Below are 17,409 nucleotides of genomic sequence, written 5' to 3' on the forward strand. Positions count from 1 at the left end.
CTCAACTGTCAAACTCAGGAGTTACATATATCAAAATTCTTTTTTTGCAACCGTTGAATATTATAACCGCTCACAACACTTTTGTCAAGTCTAAAGTTAAAACAACAAGTAAAATTGAGTTTAATATTCATTGTTTTTTTACTTTAGTTCAATTACTTCTCTTCTTTTAAAAAAACCTCAGACGAAACAAACAAGAGGAAAAGCCCTCCTACAAACAAAACCAAATTAATTATTACAAAGGCGTTTAAGCTAATTTGTTTGATATTTCCTGTGTACCTTATTAAATCTACCACATATTTAACAGGTAAAATATTACTTATCCATCTAACAGATGAAGGTAAAAATTCAACAGGAAAATATACACCCGAAAAGAAAGTCATTGCGACATAAAGAATAGACGCAATTTCTATTGTTGCGGAAGGTTCTTTGAACAACAATAAAAGCAATATCCCAAATCCCATCATTCCTATAGATGAAGTAAAAAACACTATAAAAAGCAGTCCCCAGTTGAATGTCAAATTCGAATCAAATATTATTCTACCTAAAAAAACTATGATAAACATAGATATGAGATTCAAAAAAAGCTTAGTGGATGAAGCCGATAGAGTGAATTCTATCGGTTTCATTGGTGAGGCTTTAAATCTTTTAATTGTACCTAGTTTTCGATATCTTCCAAATACGTTTATCATTGAAAACATTCCACCTGATAAAAGCGATAATCCTATAACCCCTGTCAAAATAAAATCCAAAGTATTTTCTTGACTTTCTCCTATGGGAGTTTCAACGAATTCCACGTTTATATAATCTTCATTCATCCCCACAAAATACTTTTTCAACAAACTTTGCAATTTTAACTTTAAAAATATATTGTTCTGATTATTTATATCTGTTTCTGTTTGAACAAAAGTTATTTGATTATTCTCAACCATAATTATTCCCATATCGATTTGATCGCTTTCTAAAGCTTGACTTAAAGAGTTTTTGTCTTCAAAAAATAAAACTTGATAAGGAAGATCTTCTACAATCCCCACTTCAAAATTACCCGCGATTCCCAATTTATAATCAACACTTGGGTCAGTCTCTGTGCCAAAAATAACCCCGAAAAGCAACATCAATAGAACGGGTAAAAGTAGAGTAAAGAAGACTTCGAAACCATTTCTAAAGGTTTCTTTATAAAATATACTCATTAAAGAAACCATGCGTTTATTTTTCACGGTAAACCATCCCCTTATAACTCATCGAAAAGATTAAGATAGATGCCATCATCCAGATAACAGGCACAATTATATTAACAGGGACAAGAACTTTTCCAGTCATCAACTTCCTCATCCCATCCACTAAATAAGTAACAGGATTAAAATAAACGTACCATCTTATAAACCAAGGTGTATTAGTAACTTCAAAATAAAATCCGCTTAAAAAAATGGTCGCTTGATATATGACCTGAGAAATCGCTTCGGCGGATCCCATATTTTTATAGAATGAAGAAAGAAGAAGGCCAACACTCAGTATTACCAGGATTGAAAAACCACTGTAAGCTATAAACCCTGGTTTATATATATATGAACTAACATCAAAAAGGTAAGCCTCAATGTATAAAACTATCAAAGAAATTAACAGTAAAATGAGATGTGAAAGTAAAAAACTAAAAAAATATTCGTTCCCTTTTATAGGAGTAGAGTTTAACCTTTTAAAAACCCCTTTTTCAACGTAATATGAAAAATCAAAGGGCATATTAAATACGGCTACCGTCAAAACAGACATCAAAATAATGGCAGGAAATAAAAAATCTCTGTATCTATAAGGTTCTGATTGTTTTATCCCTATAATCTCTTCATTAACAGTTAGTTTTACTTCTTCCCCTCTTGTATACATCATTATATTGATTTCATCTATAAATACTTCAAAAATGTCTTTTGCATACATAGAAGCACTATCGTTGGTATAATAAACTTTTATATCAGGAACCTCAGTGGTTTCGATAAATAATTTCAGATTCAGCAAATTAAAGTTTTCAGGGAACACTACAAAAGCACTTATTTCAGAATTTTTTAAATTCTGAAGCCCTTTTTCAAAAGAATCATACTCCACTACTTGAAAAGGGATATCATTGGAATCCGATGGAGAAAAGACATCATCGAATGTAGTTTTTATTACTCCCTGTAAAGGCTCTTCGTAATATATTCCAACCTTCAAATCTAAATTTTCTGAGGTGCCAATATTTTCAAAGATACTCACGAATAAAATGAAAAATAACGTGGGAAATATTATAGTCCAAAAGGGAACAGCAAATTCTCTTGAAGAATCAATAAAAAATGTCTTTGTGAGATTTATAATTTTTTTCATATCATCTCACCTAATCCCTTAAGCTTTTCCCGGTTAAATGGAGAAAAACATCCTCTAAGTTAGGCTTTCTAATAACAATATTCGATATATCAAACTTCTTTATTTTTGCGTCCTCAAATATTCTTACAAGAGTACTCTCTACATCTTTTGTTTCTATGGTATAAAAATTTTCTTTTATGGTGACTTGAAAATTTGAATCTTTGAAAAGTTCTTCTTTTACCTCATCAAAATTCCCATTAGAGTTAATTTCAAAGGTGATTATGGAATCCATTTTCAATGAATGTATAAGCTCTTTAAGTGTTCCTTGGGCTATTACCCTACCTTGATCAAAAATGTAGATCCTATCAGCCAAAAATTCAGCTTCTTCCATATAATGGGTAGTTAGTATTATGGTCTTGCCAGAACTTCTCAAGTCCGATATTTTTTCCCATGTACTTCTTCTTGCTTGAGGATCTAACCCCGTTGTTGGTTCATCAAGAAACAACAACACAGGATCGTTAATTACCGCTGTAGCTAACGCTAATCTTTGTAATTGTCCACCTGAAAGTTTCGATACCCTACTATTCTTTTTTTCTTCAAGATTAAAATCCTTCATAATCTTATTCACATCAAGACTGTTCTTGTATAATCCCGAGAATGCCTTAAGGGTTTCCAAAACTTTTAAATTTGGGAAAAAATTAGTATCTTGTAATTGAATGCCTATTCTTTCCTTAATATTAGAATCTACGTTTTCTATCTTTTTCCCGAAATAGTAAATTTCTCCAGCATCTTTCTTTCTCAATCCTTCTATTATTTCAAGTGTTGTTGTTTTTCCAGCACCATTTGGCCCTAAAATAGCAACGATCTCTCCTTTTTTTACATCAAAAGAAACATCGTCAACCGCTTTTACACTCTTATAATACTTCTTCAAATTCTTAACTTCAATAATACTCTCCAACACAAATATCCCCCCTATAACGTCTAAAACTTAAGCCTCTTCTAAAACGTTTCTAAGCCATTTTTTACTTCTATACCTGAAAAAAAGAATTACTGATTTTACAATCTCTTCTATCATTGTTAAAAGATAAACGCTAGGAAAACTTAAATTTAATAACAACCCTCCAATTGCAGATAAAGGAACACCTATAAACCACAACGTAGACGCTTCAACCAAAAAAGAGAATCTTGTATCTCCCCCAGCCCTTAAAAATCCGACAACGTTCATACCGTTGAAGATTTTTACCGGTAGGAAACCCATTGAAATAACTATTGTGACTTTTACCATATTTTTAACTTCTTCTGAAACATCGAATATATCAACTACTAAAAATGTAGTTACTATCCCTACAATAGCTGCTATTACACTTATTAATTCCGCTAATTTTAAGGCTTTTTTAGAGGTTTCAAAGGCTTCTTCAAATTTAGATACTCCCAATATATTTCCAATAATTACAGATGCAGCGTTTGCTATAGAAAAAGTCACAGAAACTGCAAACCCTTCAATAGTTGACATAACTCTTTGAGCAGCTACTACACTTGTTCCCATATGGGCATAAACAACAGTATACATAGTGAACCCCAATGACCAGGCAAATTCATTTGCCAAAGTAGGTAAGGCGTAATGAAAGAAGTTTTTCACAAATTTTGAATTCAATTCAGCGACATGTTTAAAATATGCCCTTCCTGGAAGCTTTCCAACGTAAACTATAAAAACTGTTGCAGTACATCCTATTGCCCTAGCGATCAAAGTTCCTATTGCAGCTCCTTTTATACCTAAAACAGGAAAACCCATCTTACCAAAGATAAGCAAATAATTTAGCAAGATGTTTGTAGATAATTCTATAATAGTTATTATCAAAGGCAAATGAGCTTTTCCTATGCTTCTAAGCATAAAAGAAAAGACCATTGTAATTGCAAATAAGGGGTAACTGAAAGCAATTACCTTTAAATAAGGGATTCCCGCTTTTATAACTTCAATATCTGGACTAAAAAATCTCAAAACCATTTCTGGCGCGAAATAACTCAATAAAAAAAAGGGAATAGAGAAAAGAAGGGAGGACAAGATAGTTAACGCAACGGAACGAGATAAACCATCTTCATCTTTTTTCCCCCAATACTGTGAAAAGAAAATACCTCCTCCAGAGACTAATCCAAACAATATTAAGTTGTACAAGAAGAAAAACTGATTTGAAAGTCCAACTGAAGCGATGGCAACCTCCCCCAAAAGACCTATCATTAAAGTATCAACAAAATTAACACTTGTAAAGATAACTTGCTGAAGGGCTATCGGGAAAGCTATTCTTATTATTCTTTTGTAGATATCCATTGGAACCCCCACAATTCATTTTTTAAAACGAAGAATATATACACAAAGGAAATTCTATCATAACTGTCATGGCTTTTATTCTAAAAAATTTAAAAATATGTGTTCTCTTCTAAAAAGTTTATTTGGCGCAAATTTGCTGTTCGCTACCCTAAATACAAAAGTACTTTTTTAATCAAACTACTCAAATCTTCATTATTTCAGGTATAATTCTTTTTCTTGTTTCCTCTGCTAATTCTTTAATCTCCGTTAGTGCTTCTTTAGATATTGGAACGTTCACCTCTTCTTTTGAAAATTCAACTTCCTTCATTCTGGATATCTTAAAGAATAACTTCATCGGTTTTTCCATTCTTGTGAACATTAAATTGTCCGCTGCTCTTTCCCATATTTTAATTTCATCTGCAAATGCGTTTGTACTTACAGAAAAGATGTATGTTTTACTTTTGTCATTTTTAAGAATATTCTCTATGTTTGCTATTACTTTGTCTTTGTACGTAGGAGAAAAAAGAAGTAAGTTCAGAGCAGATCCAAAAACCATCGTTCCCAAACTATTTTTATCCACCATGCTATCAGCTATTTCAATTACTTTATTCCATATCTCTGGTTTTAACAAGTTTGCTGTTAGAACATTATCTCCCATATTTTCGTATTCATCAATATGGGGGTCAAATTGGAGCATAGCTATTTTCCCTTGATAATTTTTAAGATCTATATTGTACAATTTGTTCATAGAAGTTTTTAAAAATTCCATTGTTGGATATTGCAAAGGGATAGCAATTACTCCACCCCCTGATTTCAACCAAGAAGAAACAAATGCAAATTCTACTAATGGTTTCCCTGTTCCTCCAGGGCCACTTATAAGGGTTGAAGTAGGATAAGGCAAACCTTTAGGTAATACTCTTTGAAGCCATTCCTCTTCCATTTTTAAAATATTCATTTTTTTCTTTGCCTCCTTTTTATGATTTTGTTACGTCTTTAGAAACTTTAACAATACTATTTCTTCTTTGTAGATGAAGGTGTCAGATATATATTTATTTTCGATACATTTAATTGGTGCATCAAACGGAATCTCGCAGAAATATATATATATATAAATTTATTAAAATATCGAGATTATTCTCCAAACTAAACCAGCAAATAAAAAACCATAAATTATTGAAGTTATCGTTAAAACTGTTGCTTTTTTAAATCCAAATTCATTGATGAGCATTCCTAACGCGATTATACACGGAATTCCAATGGTAGATGCTACACCAAAAGTATAAATTTGAATGGGCGTTAATGCTAAAGATATTTCACTGCCAATGACTGATATAAGCATTGCCCCAGTTAGGTCCTTCTGTAAGAAACCGAAAACCAAAGGAATAATAGTTACAGCAGGTAATCCTAACCAACGAGTAATTGGAGAAAAGGGTTCTATTATGATATTAGTGAGTCCTGTTATCTCTAAAACACCATAAGCCATTCCCCCAAGTGCCAACAATGGTATAACTAGATAAACAAAATCCTTCATCCTGATCCAGCTTTTAGCGAAAACATTTTTAAGTAATGGCCTTCTATAAGGAGGTAATTCTAAAAGCAATGGTTCATTCTTTATTTGAATAAATTTTTTTATTCCAAAAGCCCAGATTAAACCAGCAACAATAGAGGTAGCAAAAACAGAAAAAGCCAGCAACCCTCCTCCATAAAATCCGACTATTCCCATTATTATGGCAATTCTTGAGGAGCATGGTACAAAAGCAAATAGTGAAGCTGTACGAAATTGTTCTTTTTTAGACGACAAGACTCGGGTAGCTCTAATTGCTGGTGCAGTGCAACCCAAACCAAGTAATAAAGGAATAAATGATTTTCCAGGCAAACCAATTTTTTTCAAAAATCTTTCTGTATTAACAATAAATCGGGAAAGAATCCCTACGTCTTCTAATAAACCTAAAAGGAAATAAAACAAAAACACATAAGGTAAAGCAATGGAAATACCCCCTGCAAGTCCGGTTAGACCTTGGATCAATACCATTCCAATAATAGAATGCTCCACTGCATCGAAAGAGGATAAAAACTTTTCGGTCAAGCCCATAAGCACCTCTTGCGTCAGATTGCCAAGCCATAAAAGTATTGCAAAAATAGCAAGAAGAGACAAAAATGTGATAAGTGGGCCCCAAATTTTATGCAAAAGAATTCGATCGATCTTTCTTTCAGATTTTTCTTTTTTTAAAGGAATTATCTGAGTTACTTTTGATGCTATAAACGAAGCTGTACCATATCTGGTGATAGATATATCCTCTGCGATTTTTGGATGTTCCTGCAAGCCTTCTTTAGCTTCTCTAACTACTCTTTTGTCTTTCAAATACTTATAAAAATCTTCATCTTCCTCTAAAACTCTTATGGCAATAAATCTTTTAGGAAGTTTACCTTCAACCTCGGTAGATATTTTATTTATTGCTTTTTCTATATGATCATCATATTTAACCTTAAAACCTTGTCTTGTCCCATCTTCAATTCTTCGAGTCGGCTCGAAGAACTCTTTTAAGGCTACCTCCACCAGTTTATTTATCCCTTTTTTGGTTAGTGGATTTATAGAAACAATGGGGACATTAAGGAGTTTCTCTAATTTTTCGCAATCAATTTTTATTCCCCTCTTCTGGGCATCTTCCAGAAAATTTAAAGCTATAATAACAGGTATTTCTGCTTCTAAGATTTGCAAAACTATATAAAGACTTCTCTCAAGAGAGAGTGCATCAACAATTATTATTGCTCCATCTACTTCTTCTTCAAACAAAACACTTTCTGTAACTTTTTCTTCTTCAGTCCTATCAGAAATAGAATATATCCCAGGAGTATCTACAAACTCAATTTCAGTATTATTAATTTTCTTTTTGGCTTTAATTACTTCAACGGTAGTCCCAGGATAATTGGATACTGTGACTTTTGGACCTACTAACGCATTAAATAAAGATGACTTTCCCACATTTGGTTGACCAATTAAAAGTATTTTAAGCTTTTTCATACTCTAACACCTTCATTTTTCTCGCTATTTCTTTGTCTAGGGCAAATTTTTTGTTTTTTACTTCAATAATGATACCATTTGGAATTTGACCGATTATCCTTATTTTTTCTCCAGGACATATTCCCATACTGACTATTCTCTCAAATAATTCAATATTAAGGTTAATATCTGTAATCAAACCTTCTTCTTGCTTGAATTCTGTTAAAGGAATACCTTTATCTTTGAAAGTATTTAATTTTTTGATGGTATTTATCACTTCTATAGAAATATAGTGCTCTAAAATGTCAGCCGCCTTGATTGCTTCTTCTTCACTTCTTCTCTCTTTAAAATATTCTTCGAGGATATCATGCTTTTTTATAATAACATTTGCTCTGACTCTTCCTTCTTTTGTTAGTTGTATATACTCTTCCCCAGTTTCCTTTTCTGAAGAAATTTCAATCAAACCTTCTTCTTTAAGCTCCTTTATTGCTTCGGACACAATAGAACTAGAAACAGCGGTGTCTACTTCTATAGATTTCAAAGGGATTTTTTCATCCTTTCCGCCTACTACTTTTAATATATCTTCTTTCACTATTTTTAAGATATCAGGTTCTTCGTTCATAATATCAAACCTCGAATAACAAAACTAGCCTGCGGCAGGATCAATTTTCGTTATCTCTTTCTCTTCGCTTACCAAGTAAGTAAAATACAAGTACAATTAGAAGTAGTAAAGCAATTGCCACAGATATCCATAACACAGAATGTCCGATCGTGAGCTGATAAAAAAGTGTCGCTACAATCCAAGCTAAAACCGTTAGGTAAGTAACTGATAGGATTCCATAAAAGGGCCCAATCTCTTTTAATATTGCCCCAAAAGCTGCAACACATGGAAAATAAATCAAAATGAACAAAAGATAAGCGTAGGCACGTGCGGGTTGATTATTAAATCTTTCTCTTATTACTGAAAATGTTGTTGGTGCCACTTCAAGTTCGCCAGTTAAACTTTCTTGATCTTCCTCAACTATTCCAAAACCTAAAGGATCTCTTAACGTACCACCTATACCTTTAAGATTTTCAGGGATAGTAACAAATGATTCTATGATTTGTCCCCAGAAATCAAATCCTTTATTTTCTGCTCCTTCTTCTACATTGGAACTTTCTACGTCTTGCATATAAAGACCGTTTAAAGTTCCTACAACAACTTCTTTAGCGAAAAGTCCAGTAAAAATTGCTACCGAAGCTGGCCAGTTGTCTTCTTCAATACCCATAGGAACAAAAATAGGTGTAATGGATTTCCCGATTACAGAGAGTACAGAGTTTTCTGTATCTTCGTTACCTAAGGTCCCATCAGTCCCTATAGAATTCAAAAAGCCTAATATCGTTACCACAATAATGATTATTATCCCAGCTCTCTTTAAAAATGCTCTTAATCTAGTCCAAGTGAGAATCATTATATGTTTGAATCTGGGTGGATTGTATGATGGAAGTTCCATTACAAAATGAGAAGTTTCACCTTTAAATACCGTATTTTTTAATAAAACCCCAGTTAATATTGCTAACGATATACCAACCAAATACAAACTAAAAGTTATTAAAGTCGGGTTTTTTGGAAAGAAAATAATACCAAATAAAGCATAAACGGGTAATCTTGCTCCACATGACATAAGAGGTGCCATAAATACCGTCAAATACCGATCTTTTTCATTTTCAAGAGTTCTAGTTGCCATTACCGCTGGAACCGTACAGCCAAATCCCACCATCAAAGGTACAAACGCTTTCCCTGGTAATCCGATAAATCTCATAAACCTATCCATAACAAATGCCGCTCTTGCCATATATCCTGAATCTTCCAAAAGGGCAAGCATAAAAAACATCATAAACATAATAGGGACAAAAGTAGCAACAGTCTGAATACCGCCACCTATTCCTTTTGCTAATAATGTAGTGAGCCAATCAGGAGAGTTGATCATATAAAGCGCATTTCCAATCCCATCTACAAAGATTGTCCCAAAGAAGATGTCAAAAAAGTCTATAAAAGCGCCGCCAAAGTTTATAACGATCCAAAAAGTAAAGTACAGAATAACCAAAAATATCGGAATACCTAAAAATCGATTCATTACAACCGCATCGATTTTATCGCTGAAGCTAATTTTTTGTTTTCTTTTTTTAACCACTTCTTTTGTTAAACCTTTAATGTATCCAAATTTTGACGTAGCTATAAGAACTTCTGGGTCTTCTTTCAAAACACTTTTTAAATGATCCAGTTCACTATTAATTTCATTATCAGTTAACGCACCAACCCTTGTTACTTTTTTAGTTATAATTGAATCTTTCTCCAACAACTTAATGCATACCCATCGGGACGATATATTCATTTCTTGTGCGATATCATTTATTTTTAGACTCCATTCTTTTATAATATTTTCCATTTCATCGGGATATTCAATTTTCAGCGTTGTTCTGCTTGCTTCTTTAATCAAAGAAGGAAGTTCCTTTTTCAATTTTTCAACTTCCTCTTTTTTTGTAGAGTTTATAGGAAAAACGGGTAAATTAAGTTCTTTTGAAAGTAAATCTACATTTATTTCTACGGAATTTTTTTGTACAACATCATTCTTATTTAACAAAAGAATTATCGGAATATTCATTTCTATCAAGTTTAAAGTAAGAAATAAGTTTCTCTCTAAGTTTGAAGCATCTACAATATTAATAATCGCATCGTAATCTCTACTTAAAACGAAATCACGAGCGATTTTTTCATCAATAGACTCTGCACTAAGAGAGTACACACCGGGTAAATCTACAATTTCTACTTTCTTACCTTCTAATTCTAAAAATCCTGTTACTTTTTCTACAGTTACTCCAGGCCAATTTCCAACTCTTTGTTTACTTCCAGTAAGTCCATTAAATAACGTAGTTTTACCCGAATTAGGATTACCAATTATTGCAATTTTAAAGTTATTTTGGGTATTCATGTTATCCTCCTTAACTTTAAGATTTCAGCCTCTTTTTTTCTTAAGGAAAGTTTAAAACCCCTGATTTCAATTTCGATAGGATCCCCTAATGGCCCAACTTTTACAACTTTTATCTCTGCTCCATTTGTAAGTCCCATTGAAAGTATTTTTTTTAAATAACTTTCATTAGTAACTTTATAACCTACAATTTGGGCTTTTTCACCTACTTTTAAATCAGCTAATTCAATCTCCATAATAACCTCCTTAATATTCCCTAATTTTTTTAGGGGTACCTAAATTTAGATAAAAAAAATTACCCAACTTCAATTGCGCTTGCCATCCCTCGACCAATCATTACTTTATTCCCAAAAATTTCTAAAATCATTGGACCGTACTTATTGTTTCTTATAACTTTAATCTCTACTCCGGGAATAACACCCATTTGAAGTAATCTTCTTGTAAGGTTAGTCCCTCCATTTATTCTCTTTACTATGGCTTTATCTCCATTATGTAGTTCTATCAAGTACATTCTGTTTTTCTCCTTTGATATTTCTAAATGATCTTATCTTTTAATGTGAGCCTTGAATTTGTTTTTGTTTGCAAAAAGTATCAAACTCGTTGATCCAATTTGGATTTGCTTCTTTCCATTGCAAAAAAAACTCAATATAACATTTAAACCTCATAAAGGCTTCTTCTGTTAGTACATATTCCATTTTACTGGCAATATCTTCGGATAAATTTTTATCAAGAGAGAGTATATTACTAAAGAAGTAAGTCAATGTCCTGTGCTTTTCTGTTATTTTTTTTGAGACTTCGTGCCCTTTTTCAGTTAGTGAAATAATACCATACGGTTCATAATTTATATAACCCTTGCTTGCAAGTGTTCTAAGTGCAACGGTTACAGAAGAATTTTTCACTTTGAGTTGTTTGGCAATATCTTTAACTCTCACACCGTTCTTTTTGAGAATTATATTGTAGATTGTCTTGAGATAATTTTCTAATGATTCTGTTAATATGTCTTCCAAGATAAATCAACTCCAACCTAATTAAATTAAACTTTTGCGATTTTCAATTTAAAACAAATAACTTATATGCTGTTAAAATCATAAGCTTATTATAATAAAGTTAGATAAATCTAACTTTACAGAAAAATATAATTATTATTAAATTTATCAAGACGAAGAGCATGATCATCATTCAATGTAATGTTGGGTAAGTTGCCATAAATTTTGGAATAGAACAAGGATTACAGAAAAGAAATAAGTCTGCTCAAAAAGAGTCATCTTAGAGCAGACTTAGTATATAAATTCTTTAATCCTAAACTTTAAAATAATCGTTTCACCACAAGTCTTTTGCACTTGTAGAAATAGCATGAATACCCTTTTTAAAGAGATCTAAAGTTTCGCTTTTTTTACTTACCAATCCACCAGCTATCAAACATACCTTTGTTTCTATATTTTCTAAAAAATAGGGAGCTGCTATCGCTGGTAATATTTCAAAGGCATCAGGTTGGGAAGCTTCTTCCAGAAAATTTACAATAGATTTTAAAGAACCAGAATCTAACAAAAACACTCTTTGAACTGCCATTAAATTTTCTTTCATCGCAATTTTTATAGCGTTATTTTTTGTGGATATTATTCCATCACATAAATGTTTACGAGCTAAATATTCAATACCTTTCTTATCAGAAGCGATGCCTTCTAACAAATCGATATTGATAAATAATTTTTTATCAAATTGTTTTACAAGAGGCATAACATCTTCTAAAATCAATATAGATCCCGTAAGCAAGAAGATGATAGGGGATTGCGTTTTAAAGGCATCATCTAAGTCATTTAAATCTCTGATAGCAGGAATTATAGTGTTTTTCTTGATTAAATTACATAAACCTTTCATATTATCTCCTTTTAAGACACTTTTTTGTTTCTTATTTTTTCCTATTGACACTTCTCGTAGCTATTATATCACTACCTGTGTCTAATATATTTTGTATTACAACGTCCCCTCTTTTAACGGGTGCTTTTACCTTTGTTTCTTTTAATATTTTCATTATATCTTGCATAAGTCTCAATGGGACAGGTTTATCAGACCGAACCGAAGCCATCGAAATTTCTCCATCTTCTACTTTAACGCTTGTTACAACCACTCTTAAGGGATCAGTGATTTCTTGTTTTACAAATTCTAAACCTCTTTTACATCTGTTCCCCTTAACTTCTACAATTTCTATTTCATCCGCATCTGCATAAATAACGTTTATTTTACATCCCAAAGGACATTGTGTACACACTATTTTCTTCTTTTTGTATTCAACCGAGTTCATGTGCACTCACCTCTATTTCTTTCAGATTTTTATCATTAAATGGCTTTATGGAAATTTCGATCATTTCAGAAGGTCTGGCTTCTTCTTCCACCAACTTAATTCCAAGAGGTTCTACTCTAACTTCTGCTCTTTTGAAAGTTTTTGAAACTCTAAGGTACAACTTTGTCCTTTCGTTGGGATCTATATACATTGGGTGCAATATATTTATATTTTTACCTTTTTTAACCTTTACCTTTTGTTCAGGAAAGTATTGTTTTTGTGCATAAAGAGCAGCATATTTACCGGCTTTTTCCCCTTCTCTTGAAACATAATCCACTAAATCAAACACAACTGTACAGTTCCCGGCTGCAAAGATCCAATCTTCAGAGGTTTGATTTGTATTAGATGTGATAAATCCAGGACCAGTTTCAACAAATTTTACAGGATCAGTTAAAGGTATAAGGCCAACGGATGTTATGAGGGCATCCACGTTAAATACTTTTTCCGTGTTTGGAATGATCTCTCTGTTTTCACCAACTTGAGATACGTAAACTTTACTTAATCTCTTATTCCCCTCGACCCTTGTTACGGTATGGGAAAGATACAATGGGATGTTATAATCTCTCAGACATTGTTGAACGTTTCTTTCCAATCCACCTGGGTATGGCAAGATTTCTACAACACCTTTTACTTCTATTCCCTCTAAATGAAGCCTACGAGCCATTATCAATCCAATATCTCCAGAACCAACTATCAAGGCACTATTAGCCGGCTTGAGATTTTGAAGATTGATGTATTTTTGAGCTACTCCTGCCGTAAAAATACCAGCGACCCTATCTCCCGGAACGGCAAGTGAGTTAAAATGTCTTTCTCTTGCACCTGTTGCCATAACTAAAGCCTTTGTTTTTATCTCGTGTATGCCTTTATGATTCACAAAAGTCAATTGTTTATCTTTACTTACATCCAACACAAAAGCACTGTTCAATATTTTCACATTCGTATTCTCTAATTCTTCTTGAAGCGTTTCTTTGAATTCAGGACCAGTTAAGTCCTTTCTATAGTAATGTATCCCAAAACCATTGTGAATACATTGATTTAAAACTCCACCGTTTTCTTCTTCTCTTTCTATAAGAATAACGTTGGCGCCATTTTTATCTGCAGCCTTAGCAGCGGCCATTCCTCCACCACCACCACCTAATACAACAACATCTGCTTCGTATTTCATATCATCCTCACCTCGGAATCTATTATCCACGAACCTTCTTCATTTTGGAGTACTTCTTCTGGTTTTAACCCTGTTTCTTCGGAGATTATTTTCAATATCTTAGGTACGCAAAAACTTCCTTGACATTCTCCAAAAGACGCTCTTGTTATAAATTTAACATCATCTAGAGTCCTTGCACCGTTTTTTATTGCCTCTTTAATCTCCTTTTTTGTTATTTTGTTACAATAGCAGATCATTTCTCCAGCATCTGGATCTTCTTGGATAACTCTTTCCCAATAATCGTAATCCTCGTCTACTAAATGTGGAACTTTTTCAATATGATTGATGTAATTTTTCCTTTTTTCTAAATTAATATGCAATTTTTCTTGAATAAGATATTCTACAACGTATTTAGCGATCGCAGGTGCAGCGGTTAATCCAGGGGATCTTATTCCAGAAACATGTATAACATTCCCTCCACCTACATCGATATGAAAATCTTTTTCCTTTGTTTCAGGTCTTAGACCGGCAAATGTTTTCACTACATTTCTTGAAAAATCTAAGGTTGGAACCAAGCTCAAAGATTTTTCTCTGACTTCTAAAAGCCCTTCTTGAGTCGTAGAAAGATCTTTCTTCGATTTTATATTTTGAGCAGTAGGACCGGCTAAATAACCTCCGTCTACTGTTGGCATAACCAAGCAACCTTTTGTTATTTTGGAAGGTGTAGGAAAAATAACTGAATTTACGTATTTCACATCTTTACCTAAAAGAATATATTCGCCTTTTCTTGGAAAAATATAAGGAACTTCATCTCCAAAAAGTTTTGCTACTTCATCTGCATATAATCCTGCAGCGTTAATAACCAAATCAGCTATATAACTGCTCCCATCTTCGAAGAACAATTCAAATTTATTATCTTTCTTTTTCACTTCAACAAGCTTCTTGTTTTTTAAAACTTTTCCTCCGTTAATCTCTACCGATTTTGCGGCCTGAATAACTGTTTCCCAAGGTTCAGTTATAGCAGCGATAGGACAATATAAGGATCTTAAAGCATTTTCATTTAAATTTGGTTCCATTTTTAATAGTTCTGCCTTATCTAAAATCTCGTATTCCTTGACTCCGTTTTGAATTGCTCTTTCTTCCAACTCATCGATTGCTTTTAAATCATCTTCGTTCAATGCAACAACATGTGAGCCAACTCTCTTCACTTCTACAGAAAGTTCTTGTGATATCTCATCGTATAGTTTATTACCCCTATAACAGAATTCTGCTCTCACACTTCCCGGCTCATCATCATAGCCACCGTGGATTATAGCAGAATTTCCTTTTGTAACTCCCGCAGCAATTCGATTGTTTGCTTCAAATATGTAAACATCTTCTATATATTTGTTAATTTCTCTTGCGATTAAACTTCCTACTATTCCAGCTCCTATAACCGCTATCAATTTCTACCAACCTCCTAATTTAATAAAGAAAACCATACCCTTTACGAAATAATTTCGCCTTAGGATATGGTTTTCTCTTATTCTCCACCATTTTATTATTAACTTTTACTTTAGATATATTTTAACTTATTAAAATTAAATAAAAGTTAACAGACTTACTATCATTTGATTATTTTTCTTCAATCCAATTTCGTGCCCTTTCAACGGCTCTCTTCCAACCAGCGTACAATCTTTCCCTTTCATCCTCCGCCATTTTAGGAGTAAAAAGGGCATCCCGTTTCCATTTTCTTAATAATTCTTCCTGACCATTCCAATATCCTACAGCCAACCCTGCTAAATATGCCGCACCTAACGCTGTCGTCTCGTTAACTACTGGCCTTTCTACCTCTACGCCAAGAATATCCGACTGGAACTGCATCAAGAAATTATTTAATGCGGCACCACCATCTACACGCAGAGTCTTAAGCTTTATACCCGAATCAGCCTCCATAGCTTCAAGAACATCTCTTGTTTGATATGCTATAGATTCCAAAGTAGCTCTAACAATGTGAGCTTTTGATGATCCTCTTGTTAATCCAACGATTGTACCCCTTGCATACATATCCCAATAAGGTGCTCCTAGTCCTACGAATGCGGGTACCACATAGACGCCACCATTATCTTTGACTTTAGTTGCATAATATTCTGTATCTGCAGCGCTATCAACTATCTTTAATTCATCTCTAAGCCATTGAACAGCAGCACCCGTAACGAATATGGATCCTTCCAAGGCATAGTTAACCTTCCCATTAATTCCATAAGCGATCGTAGTTAATAAACCATGTTTAGATTCAATGGGATCTTCTCCAGTGTTCATTAACATGAAACAACCTGTGCCATATGTGTTTTTTGCCATACCTTTCTCATAGCAAACTTGACCAAACGTAGCAGCTTGCTGATCCCCTGCTATTCCTGCAATGGGTACTTCGGCGCCAAATACATCTGCATCGGTATTACCGTATATTTGACTCGAAGGCTTTACCTCTGGCAAAAGGGAAGAAGGAATGTTTAACTCTTTAAGAAGATCTTCATCCCATTTAAGATCAAAAATATTGTATATCATTGTCCTGGAAGCATTGGTATAATCAGTAACGTGAACTTTTCCATTAGTTAGCTTCCAGATTAACCACGTATCTATAGTTCCAAATCTAAGTTTTCCAGCTTCTGCTTTTTCTCTGGCTCCTTCAACATTATCCAAAATCCATTTAATTTTAGTTCCAGAAAAGTAAGCATCTACCATAAGACCTGTCTTATGTTTAATCGTTTCTTCCAAACCTTTCTCTTTCAAATTATCACAAATTTTTGAAGTCCTTCTATCTTGCCAAACGATTGCATTGTGAACTGGTTTCCCCGTTTCTGCATCCCAAATGACGGTTGTTTCTCTTTGATTAGTTATACCAATCGCACTGATCTGACTACGGTTAATATTTCCTCGCGCCATGGCATCTGCTATAACTCCCATTGTAGTTGCCCAAATTTCATTGGGATCATGCTCTACCCATCCGGGTTTAGGATAATACTGCATAAATTCTTGCTGTGCTACACTAACAACATTCCCATCATGATCAAAAATTATTGCTCGAGAACTGGTAGTACCTTGATCGATTGATAAAATATATTTTTCCATTAATAACCCTCCTCGTATAATATGTATGGATATGAAACTTAAAAAAAGGTACTAAAAATCTGTTTTTTTCTCTTTTTCATTATTTCTTTTGTAAAGAGATGCCCTAATGCTAAAATAGTACCAGGATGATTAGCGAGGGAAGATTCCCCTCCTCCTTGCAAGACCTTTTGGCCGTTGCTTTTAGAGCTTGCTTCCTGACTTAGCAGTCAACTT

At 33.4% G+C, this 17,409-nt stretch carries 16 protein-coding genes; all 16 read right to left on the reverse strand.

Annotated elements, in window-relative coordinates; all coding sequences use genetic code 11:
• Window positions 1-152: 152 nt before the first annotated feature.
• The gene (locus tag AA81_RS01750; protein WP_103897981.1) at window positions 153-1,214 is read right to left on the reverse strand and encodes an ABC transporter permease; all 1,062 of its coding nucleotides are present in this window, start codon (window positions 1,212-1,214) and stop codon (window positions 153-155) included.
• Window positions 1,204-2,346 carry an ABC transporter permease gene (locus AA81_RS01755; RefSeq protein ID WP_103897982.1) on the reverse strand — a complete coding sequence of 381 codons (1,143 nt, stop codon included), beginning with the start codon at window positions 2,344-2,346 and terminating at the stop codon, window positions 1,204-1,206. The genes AA81_RS01750 and AA81_RS01755 overlap by 11 nt, the downstream gene beginning before the upstream one ends.
• A 10-nt stretch (window positions 2,347-2,356) precedes the next feature.
• The gene (locus AA81_RS01760) at window positions 2,357-3,283 is read right to left on the reverse strand and encodes an ABC transporter ATP-binding protein (RefSeq protein ID WP_103897994.1); all 927 of its coding nucleotides are present in this window, start codon (window positions 3,281-3,283) and stop codon (window positions 2,357-2,359) included.
• A gap of 30 nt (window positions 3,284-3,313) precedes the next feature.
• Window positions 3,314-4,651, reverse strand: coding sequence for an MATE family efflux transporter (locus tag AA81_RS01765; protein ID WP_103897983.1), 1,338 nt, complete (start codon window positions 4,649-4,651; stop codon window positions 3,314-3,316).
• Between the two features lie 181 nt (window positions 4,652-4,832).
• Complete coding sequence (locus AA81_RS01770) at window positions 4,833-5,585, reverse strand: P-loop NTPase family protein (RefSeq protein ID WP_103897984.1); 753 nt, start codon at window positions 5,583-5,585, stop codon at window positions 4,833-4,835.
• A gap of 162 nt (window positions 5,586-5,747) precedes the next feature.
• The gene (feoB, locus tag AA81_RS01775) at window positions 5,748-7,652 is read right to left on the reverse strand and encodes a ferrous iron transport protein B (RefSeq protein WP_103897985.1); all 1,905 of its coding nucleotides are present in this window, start codon (window positions 7,650-7,652) and stop codon (window positions 5,748-5,750) included.
• Window positions 7,639-8,253, reverse strand: coding sequence for a metal-dependent transcriptional regulator (locus AA81_RS01780; RefSeq protein ID WP_103897986.1), 615 nt, complete (start codon window positions 8,251-8,253; stop codon window positions 7,639-7,641). Before AA81_RS01780 ends, feoB (AA81_RS01775) begins: the two co-directional genes overlap by 14 nt.
• 40 nt (window positions 8,254-8,293) lie before the next feature.
• The gene (feoB, locus tag AA81_RS01785) at window positions 8,294-10,603 is read right to left on the reverse strand and encodes a Fe(2+) transporter permease subunit FeoB (protein WP_103897987.1); all 2,310 of its coding nucleotides are present in this window, start codon (window positions 10,601-10,603) and stop codon (window positions 8,294-8,296) included.
• Window positions 10,600-10,836 (reverse strand): FeoA family protein, encoded by a 237-nt coding sequence (locus tag AA81_RS01790; RefSeq protein ID WP_211292625.1) that lies wholly within the window; start codon window positions 10,834-10,836, stop codon window positions 10,600-10,602. The genes feoB (AA81_RS01785) and AA81_RS01790 overlap by 4 nt, the downstream gene beginning before the upstream one ends.
• Window positions 10,837-10,895: 59 nt before the next feature.
• On the reverse strand, window positions 10,896-11,111 hold the full coding sequence (locus tag AA81_RS01795) for a FeoA family protein (RefSeq protein ID WP_103897988.1): 216 nt from the start codon (window positions 11,109-11,111) through the stop codon (window positions 10,896-10,898).
• A gap of 40 nt (window positions 11,112-11,151) precedes the next feature.
• On the reverse strand, window positions 11,152-11,607 hold the full coding sequence (locus AA81_RS01800; protein ID WP_103897989.1) for a metal-dependent transcriptional regulator: 456 nt from the start codon (window positions 11,605-11,607) through the stop codon (window positions 11,152-11,154).
• A 313-nt stretch (window positions 11,608-11,920) separates the two neighbouring features.
• Window positions 11,921-12,478: a glycerol-3-phosphate responsive antiterminator gene (locus tag AA81_RS01805; RefSeq protein WP_103897996.1), complete on the reverse strand. Its 558-nt coding sequence runs from the start codon at window positions 12,476-12,478 to the stop codon at window positions 11,921-11,923.
• Window positions 12,479-12,509: 31 nt separating this feature from the next.
• Window positions 12,510-12,902: a DUF1667 domain-containing protein gene (locus tag AA81_RS01810; protein WP_103897990.1), complete on the reverse strand. Its 393-nt coding sequence runs from the start codon at window positions 12,900-12,902 to the stop codon at window positions 12,510-12,512.
• Window positions 12,889-14,106, reverse strand: a complete 1,218-nt coding sequence (locus AA81_RS01815; protein WP_103897991.1) for an NAD(P)/FAD-dependent oxidoreductase — start codon at window positions 14,104-14,106, stop codon at window positions 12,889-12,891. Before AA81_RS01815 ends, AA81_RS01810 begins: the two co-directional genes overlap by 14 nt.
• Window positions 14,103-15,530 (reverse strand): NAD(P)/FAD-dependent oxidoreductase, encoded by a 1,428-nt coding sequence (locus tag AA81_RS01820; RefSeq protein ID WP_103897992.1) that lies wholly within the window; start codon window positions 15,528-15,530, stop codon window positions 14,103-14,105. The genes AA81_RS01815 and AA81_RS01820 overlap by 4 nt, the downstream gene beginning before the upstream one ends.
• A gap of 169 nt (window positions 15,531-15,699) precedes the next feature.
• Window positions 15,700-17,196, reverse strand: a complete 1,497-nt coding sequence (gene glpK, locus AA81_RS01825; protein WP_103897993.1) for a glycerol kinase GlpK — start codon at window positions 17,194-17,196, stop codon at window positions 15,700-15,702.
• Window positions 17,197-17,409 lie beyond the last annotated feature (213 nt).

Source organism: Petrotoga halophila DSM 16923, assembly GCF_002924615.1.